Genomic DNA, 7,368 nt, shown 5'->3' on the forward strand with positions numbered 1-7,368 from the left:
CGCACGGAGCCGGCCCGAAACGAGGGGGACCTGATGCCGATCTGCCCGAGGGGCCACGAGTCGCAGGCCGAGGACTGGTGCGACTTCTGCGGCTTCCCGATGACTCCGCCGGCCCCTGCGCCGGGGGCGCACGGAGGCTACCCGGGGGCGCACGGGGGCGAGCCCGCGCCCGGCGCGCACTCCGGACACCCGGGGTACGGCGGCGCCTCCTTCGGCGCGCCGCCGCCTCCGCCGCCGATGCCGCCGGGGGCCGTCCCGCCGCACGGGGCCGTACCCCCGCACGGGGCCGTCCCGCCACAGGCCGGACCGCAGGGCCTCACCGCGGGCCTGGCCGTCTGCCCGATCTGCCGCAGCCCGCAGACCGGACGGTTCTGCGAGGAGTGCGGCTACGACTACGAGCTCTCCACGCCCTCGCGCCGCCAGGTGCCCGGCGCGGCACAGCAACAGCAGCAACAGCCGCAGCAGCAGCAGCCGCTGAACATCCCGGCCTCCTACGGCGGCCCCCCGCCGCAGCAGGCCCAGCACGGCCACGCCCAGGCCGGTCAGCCGCCGCACGGCCACGCCCCGGCGGGACAACCGCCGCACGGCCAACCGCCGTTCGGCCAGCAGCCGCTCGGGCAGTCCCCGCTCGGCCAGCCGCCGGCGGCCCAGCAGGCCGTCGCCCCGCCCGTCCCCCAGCAGCCGCAGGCCCCGGCGCACCAGCACACCTACGGCTACCCGCCGCCGGAGGGCGCGTTCCCCGACACCTCGGTGCGCGAGGACTCCGGCCCGGTGTACGCCCAGCCGACCGGCCCCGGCCCGAACAACCGCGGCGGCGACTTCGGCACCTCGTTCAACCTGGCCCCGCCCGTCCCCCAGCAGCCCCAGGAGACCGCCCCGGCCGAGCCGGTGCGGACCAACTGGATCGCCGTGGTCTCGGCCGACCGGGACTACTTCACCGACATGATGGCCCGCAGCGGCCCCGAGGCGGCCGGCCTGTTCTTCCCGCCGTACTGCCCCGAGCGCCGGATCCCGCTGACCGGCCGCGGCCAGCTGCGGATCGGGCGGCGCAGCCAGCACCGCGGCACGGTGCCGGAGATCGACCTGTCCGTCCCGCCGGAGGACCCGGGCGCCTCGCACCAGCACGCGCTGCTCGCCGAACAGGCGGACGGCAGCTGGGTCCTGGTGGACCAGGACTCGACCAACGGCACCACCATGAACGGCGGCGCGGAGCCCGTCCCGCCGCACACCGCGGTACCGCTGAACGACGGCGACCGGATCCACATCGGCGCCTGGACCACCATCACCGTGCACCGCGGCTGACCGGCCGTCGGTCGGAGGGGATTCTCCGACTGAAAACCCGTCAAATCGTTACCTGACCACACGTCGGTGACAACTCCGGCCGGGCCGGGCGGAATTCGACATCCGCCCGGCCCGGATTTGTTTGGGCCATCCTCAAAATATCCGCAAATTCGCCGCCGCGGGCGTGCGCCGGAGCCTTCCCTGCCCCTAGGCTCAGGCCACATGACTGCTGCTATATCCGCTGACGGCATCCGCCAGCGGTACGGGGATGTGCAGGCCGTCGACGGGGTGTCGTTCACCGTCGAGGCCGGCGAGTTCTACGGGATCCTGGGCCCGAACGGCGCCGGGAAGACCACCACGATGGAGATCCTGGAGGGCGTCCGGAAACCGGACGAGGGCCGGGTCGAGCTACTGGGCATGGCGCCCTGGCCGCGCAATCCGAAACTGCTGCCGCGAATCGGCGTGCAGTTCCAGGCCTCCGCTTTCTTCCGGAAACTGACGGCCCGGGAGACCATCCGCACCTTCGCGTCGTTCTACGGGGTCGGCCCCAAGCGGGCCGACGCGATGCTGGAGCGGGTCGGCCTCTCGGACAAGGCCGAGACCCTGACCGACCAGATGTCCGGCGGCCAGGCCCAGCGCCTGTCGATCGCCTGCGCGCTGGCCCACGACCCGGAGCTCGTCTTCCTGGACGAGCCCACCACCGGGCTGGACCCGCAGGCCCGGCGCAACCTCTGGGACCTCCTGCGGGACATCAACGCCGAGGGCCGCACGGTCGTGCTGACCACGCACTACCTCGACGAGGCCGAGGTGCTCTGCGACCGGGTCTCGATCATGGACCACGGCAAGATCCTGCACACCGGCGCCCCGGCGGCGCTGATCCGCGAGATCGACGACACCGTCCGGATCAGCGTGGCCTCCGGCCAGCTCCCGCTCGAGCGCGCCCGGGAGCTGCTCACCGCGGCCGGCGCGGAGATCGCCACTCTGGAGGACGACAGCGTCTCGCTCTCCGTCTCCACCCGCCTCCCGGCTCCGGTGCTCAGCGTCCTCGCCGAGCAGAACGCGCTGCGCGGCCTGGAAGTGCGCGGCGCCACCCTGGAGGACGTCTTCCTCCAGCTGACCGGACGGGAGTTCCGCGCATGACCGCCACCACCCCCACCGAGCCGCAGGCCCCCGCCCGGCGCGGCGGCCCGGCCGCCGGCGAGCGGGAGCGGGTCAGCGCGTTCTGGAGCCTGTCCCGCGCCATGCTGCTCGGGATGAAGCGCGACCGCACCGCGGCCTTCTTCATCCTGCTGTTCCCGCTGGTGTTCCTGGTCTTCTTCGGCTCCGTGACCAAGGGCTCCGGCAGCCCGCACGCCAAGGTGGCGCAGGTCGGCGCGGTGAAGCTGTTCGACTCCATCCAGGGCGAGGACCGGGCCGGGCTGGACAAGGTCCTCACCATCACGAAGACCGACGACGAGGCCGGCACGCTGGAGAAGGTCCGCAAGGGCGACTACGACGCGCTGATCAAGCAGGGCCCGAACGGCACGGTCGAGCTGCGCTACACCGCCGCCGACCAGGTCCGGGCCGGCGCGCTCCAGGGCATCCTCAACTCGGTGGTCCAGAGCGCCAACCAGGCCGCCACCGGGCAGAAGCCGGCCTTCGTGCTGGACTCCCAGCAGGTCGAGGACAAGTCGCTCAAGCCGATCCAGTTCCTCACCCCCGGCCTGCTCGGCTGGGCCGTCGCCACCGGCGCGGTGTTCGGTGCCGCGCTGACCCTGGTCAACTGGCGCAAGACCAAGGTGCTGCGCCGGCTGCGGCTGGCCCCGCTCAGCGCCGGAACCGTGATCAGCTCCCGGATCCTGGTCTCGCTGCTGACCGCGTTCCTGCAGACCGCCGTCTTCCTGGTGGTCGCGACCGGCTTCTTCGGGCTCAAACTCACCGGCAACTGGTGGCTGGTCATCCCGCTGGTGGCCTGCGCGACGCTCGCCTTCATGTCGATCGGCCTGCTGGCCGGCTCGGTCGCCAAGACCGAGGAGGCGGCCAACGGCATCTCACAGATCATCGTGCTGCCGATGTCCTTCCTGTCCGGCTCGTTCTTCCCGCTGGACGGCGCCCCGGAGTGGCTGAAGGCCGTCTCCAAGGTCATGCCGCTGCACTACCTGGTCGAATCCGCCCAGTCGGTGCTCACCCGCGGCGGCGGCGTCATGGACGCCGTGCCGACCATGGGCGGCCTGCTGCTCTTCGCGGCCGTGCTGACCGGCATCTCCTGGAAGCTGTTCCGCTGGGAGGACTGACCGTCCGGCGCTGATCTGCTACGCCGACGTCCGCGCCGACGTCCGCCGGTCCCCTCCCGACGGGGTCGTACGCCTTTGGTCCCGGTGTACGACCCCGTCGGCGTCTGCGACCATGGTCGGGTGAGAGAGATCCGGCGAGGCACGTTGAGCGAGGAGACCTTCTACGACCAGGTCGGCGGTGAGCCGACCTTCCGGCGGCTGGCCCACCGGTTCTACGAAGGCATCGCCGAGGACGAGTTGCTGCGGCCGATGTACCCCGAGGAGGACCTCGGGCCCGCCGAGGAGCGGATGGCCCTCTTCCTGATGCAGTACTGGGGCGGCCCGCGCACCTACAGCGAGCGGCGCGGCCACCCGCGGCTGCGGATGCGGCACGCGCCGTTCAAGGTCGACAAGGCCGCGCACGACGCCTGGCTCACCCACATGCGGGCGGCCGTCGCGGACCTGGAGCTGCCGGCCGAGCACGAGCAGCAGCTGCTCGAGTACCTGGTCTACGCCGCCGCCTCGATGATCAACACCCCGGGCTGAGCCCCGGGCCGCTCGTCGGCGGGGCGGGCCGGGCCCCGGACCGCCGTTACCGGAGCGGGCTGAGGCCCAGCCCCGCGCCCGGCGCGGCCGCGGTCCGCACCACCACCGAGCCCACCGGGGAACTCAACCGCAGCCAGCCGCCCGCCCGGTGCACCGAGAGCGGCGCCTCGGGGCTCAGGAAGCCGATCCGGTACGAGGCGTGCACGGCGCGCAGCGGCAGCTCCGGCAGCACCGAGACCGGACGGGACCACACCTCGTCCGCCAGCCGGTCCAGCACCGCGCGGGTGCGGTGGTGCTCCGGGACGGCCTCGCTGCGCTCGCGGAACTCCCCGACCGCCGCCATCAGTTCGCGGCACACCTCGGCCGCCGGCGGAGTGCCGACCGGGCGCCAGCCGGTGCGCGGCGGCAGCAGCCCGGCCCAGGCCGGACCGGTCACCGGCGCGGGCAGCGCGACGGCGCCCGAAGCTGCGTCCACGCCGTCCAGCAGCTGGCCCGCGGAGACGGTCAGGTCCACCGGCTCGTCCAGACCGTCCAGCCGGGCCGTGCGGATCGCCAGCACGCCCGAGTCGCCCAGCGGCAGCCGTCCGAAGACCGCCAGCACGCCGTCCCCCTCGCCCGGGCCCACCGCCTGGATCCGGACGGCCGCCGCCCGGTCGAAGCGCAGCAGGCGCAGCAGGAAGGCGGAGAGGTCGGCGGCCTCCCCGGTGTCGGTCAGGGCGAGACGGGCGGTGATGGTCACAGTGGTTCAGCTCGAATCGTCGGGTGCGGTCAGACGGCGGCGACTACCGGCTCTTCGTCCATGAAGCGGCCGAGGAACTCCCGCTCCACCGGCGAGATCCGGCGCGGCCGGCCCTCGGCCAGGTCGTAGGGGACGACCACGGTGGACGCCCGGACGTACACGATGTCACCGCCGTCCTCGGCGACGTCCTTGATCTCGTACGAGACGGTCAGCGAGGCGCCGCCGATCTTCGTCACCCAGGTCTCGATGGTGACCGGCTCGGGCCGGTGCACCAGCGGACGCTTGTAGTCGATCTCGTGGCGGGCCACCACCGAGCCGCCCGCGAACTCCCCGGCACCGGCCGCGGCGGCCTGGGTGAACATGAAGTCGATCCGGGCCTCCTCCAGGTAGCGCAGGAAGACCACGTTGTTGACGTGCCCGAAGGCGTCCATGTCGGACCAGCGCAGCGGGCAGGCGTAGATGTGGCGAGCCACGGGAGTTCTCCTCGGTGTCCGGTCGCCCGCCGCCGTCCACCGCCGGGGCGGCGGGCGGTCGGCGACGGGCCGCGGCCCGGCAGGCCGCCCCGGAGGGCAGTCTGCCGGGCCGTTGTGACGGCTGGGTGTCAGCCTCGGGTCAGCTTCTTGTACGTGGCCCGGTGCGGACGGGCGGCGTCGGCGCCGAGCCGCTCGATCTTGTTCTTCTCGTACGACTCGAAGTTGCCCTCGAACCAGAACCACTTGCTCTCGCCCTCGTAGGCGAGGATGTGGGTGGCCACCCGGTCCAGGAACCAGCGGTCGTGGGAGATGACCACGGCGCAGCCGGGGAACTCCAGCAGGGCGTTCTCCAGCGAGGAGAGCGTCTCGACGTCGAGGTCGTTGGTGGGCTCGTCGAGGAGCAGCAGGTTGCCGCCCTGCTTGAGGGTCAGCGCCAGGTTCAGGCGGTTGCGCTCACCACCGGAGAGCACGCCGGCCGGCTTCTGCTGGTCCGGGCCCTTGAAGCCGAAGGCCGACACGTAGGCGCGGGACGGCATCTCGACCTGGCCGACGTTGATCCAGTCCAGACCGTCGGAGACGACCTCCCAGAGGGTCTTCTTCGGGTCGATGTTGGCGCGGGTCTGGTCGACGTAGCTGATCTTGACCGTCTCGCCGACCTTGACCGTGCCGCTGTCCGGGGTCTCCAGGTCCTGGAGCATCTTGAACAGGGTGGTCTTGCCGGCGCCGTTCGGGCCGATGATGCCGACGATGCCGTTGCGCGGCAGGGTGAAGCTCAGGTCGTCGATCAGGACCTTCTCACCGAAGGCCTTGTTGAGGTTCTCGACCTCGATGACGATGCTGCCCAGGCGCGGGCCCGGCGGGATCTGGATCTCCTCGAAGTCCAGCTTCCGCATCTTGTCCGCCTCGGCCGCCATCTCCTCGTAGCGGGCCAGACGTGCCTTGGACTTCGCCTGGCGGCCCTTGGCGTTGGAGCGGACCCACTCCAGCTCCTCCTTGAGGCGCTTGGCGCGCTTGGCGTCCTTCTGCCCCTCGACCTTCAGGCGGGACTGCTTGGACTCCAGGTAGGTGGAGTAGTTGCCCTCGTAGCCGATCGCGCGGCCGCGGTCGAGCTCCAGGATCCAGCCGGCCACGTTGTCCAGGAAGTACCGGTCGTGGGTGACGGCGACGACGGTGCCGGGGTACTTGGCCAGGTGCTGCTCCAGCCAGTTCACCGACTCGGCGTCCAGGTGGTTGGTGGGCTCGTCGAGCAGCAGCAGGTCGGGGGACTCCAGCAGCAGCTTGCAGAGCGCCACGCGGCGCTTCTCGCCACCGGAGAGCTTGGTGACCGGCCAGTCGCCGGGCGGGCAGCCCAGGGCGTCCATGGCCTGCTCCAGCTGGGCCTCCAGGTCCCACGCGTTGGCGTGGTCCAGCTCCTCCTGGAGCTTGCCCATCTCGTCCAGCAGGGCGTCCGAGTAGTCGGTCGCCATCAGCTCGGCGATCTCGTTGAAGCGGTCGAGCTTCCCCTTGATCTCCTTGACGCCGTCCTCGACGTTCTCCAGGACCGTCTTGGTCTCGTCCAGCGGCGGCTCCTGGAGCAGCATGCCGACGGTGAAACCGGGCGAGAGGAAGGCGTCGCCGTTGGAGGGGTGCTCCAGGCCGGCCATCATCTTCAGCACGGTGGACTTACCGGCGCCGTTGGGGCCCACGACGCCGATCTTCGCTCCGGGGAGGAAGCTGAGCGTCACGTCGTCAAGGATGACCTTGTCTCCGTGAGCCTTGCGCACCTTGCGCATCGTGTAGATGTATTCCGCCACGTGAGATCGCTCCGGCGTCGTCGGGAGTATTCGGCTTGCAGCCTTCCATTGTGCCGCACCCGGCCCTGAGGCCCGAATCGCCTGGATGACCCCACCGGGGTATCCGGAAGCGCTCCCGCCCGCCCCGGCCCCGCCGCCCGGACCGCGGCCGCCCGGCGCCCCCGCTCCCGCCCTCCCGGCCGCCTCTGCCCGGCCCGCACCCCGGCCACCCCGGGCCCCGCCGCCCCGTGGCCGACGCCCCCGGGGCCCCGCCCGGGAAACGCGACGGCCCGGCTCCCCGCAGC

7 protein-coding genes are annotated in these 7,368 nt (G+C 72.1%); 4 read left to right on the top strand and 3 right to left on the bottom strand.

From position 1 onward, the window contains the following. Window positions 1-33 precede the first annotated feature (33 nt). From ACWDCZ_RS16015 to ACWDCZ_RS16030, 4 genes are all read left to right on the top strand, one after another. Entirely contained in the window at window positions 34-1,302 is a 1,269-nt protein-coding gene (locus tag ACWDCZ_RS16015; protein ID WP_449816192.1) for an FHA domain-containing protein, read from the top strand. A 201-nt stretch (window positions 1,303-1,503) separates the two neighbouring features. Next, window positions 1,504-2,421: an ABC transporter ATP-binding protein gene (locus tag ACWDCZ_RS16020; RefSeq protein WP_049657872.1), complete on the top strand. Its 918-nt coding sequence runs from the start codon at window positions 1,504-1,506 to the stop codon at window positions 2,419-2,421. Then, complete coding sequence (locus ACWDCZ_RS16025) at window positions 2,418-3,554, top strand: ABC transporter permease (RefSeq protein WP_079272765.1); 1,137 nt, start codon at window positions 2,418-2,420, stop codon at window positions 3,552-3,554. Before ACWDCZ_RS16020 ends, ACWDCZ_RS16025 begins: the two co-directional genes overlap by 4 nt. Before the next feature lie 120 nt (window positions 3,555-3,674). Beyond that, window positions 3,675-4,079: a globin gene (locus ACWDCZ_RS16030; RefSeq protein WP_049657871.1), complete on the top strand. Its 405-nt coding sequence runs from the start codon at window positions 3,675-3,677 to the stop codon at window positions 4,077-4,079. 46 nt (window positions 4,080-4,125) lie between these two features. Here the strand turns inward: ACWDCZ_RS16030 and ACWDCZ_RS16035 are convergent, their stop codons facing one another. The 3 genes from ACWDCZ_RS16035 to ettA form a co-directional block, all read right to left on the bottom strand. Beyond that, window positions 4,126-4,818: a hypothetical protein gene (locus tag ACWDCZ_RS16035; protein ID WP_049657869.1), complete on the bottom strand. Its 693-nt coding sequence runs from the start codon at window positions 4,816-4,818 to the stop codon at window positions 4,126-4,128. A 29-nt stretch (window positions 4,819-4,847) separates the two neighbouring features. Continuing rightward, the gene (locus tag ACWDCZ_RS16040; RefSeq protein WP_049657866.1) at window positions 4,848-5,291 is read right to left on the bottom strand and encodes an acyl-CoA thioesterase; all 444 of its coding nucleotides are present in this window, start codon (window positions 5,289-5,291) and stop codon (window positions 4,848-4,850) included. A 128-nt stretch (window positions 5,292-5,419) separates the two neighbouring features. After that, on the bottom strand, window positions 5,420-7,084 hold the full coding sequence (gene ettA, locus ACWDCZ_RS16045) for an energy-dependent translational throttle protein EttA (RefSeq protein ID WP_049657863.1): 1,665 nt from the start codon (window positions 7,082-7,084) through the stop codon (window positions 5,420-5,422). Between the last annotated feature and the right edge of the window lie 284 nt (window positions 7,085-7,368).

This window comes from Kitasatospora sp. NPDC001225 (assembly GCF_053597855.1).

Coding starts and splice junctions, on each gene's coding strand:
- ACWDCZ_RS16020 (WP_049657872.1), top strand. CDS start 1,504: ATGACTGCTGCTATATCCGCTGACGGCATCCGCCAGCGGTACGGGGAT.
- ACWDCZ_RS16025 (WP_079272765.1), top strand. CDS start 2,418: ATGACCGCCACCACCCCCACCGAGCCGCAGGCCCCCGCCCGGCGCGGC.
- ACWDCZ_RS16015 (WP_449816192.1), top strand. CDS start 34: ATGCCGATCTGCCCGAGGGGCCACGAGTCGCAGGCCGAGGACTGGTGC.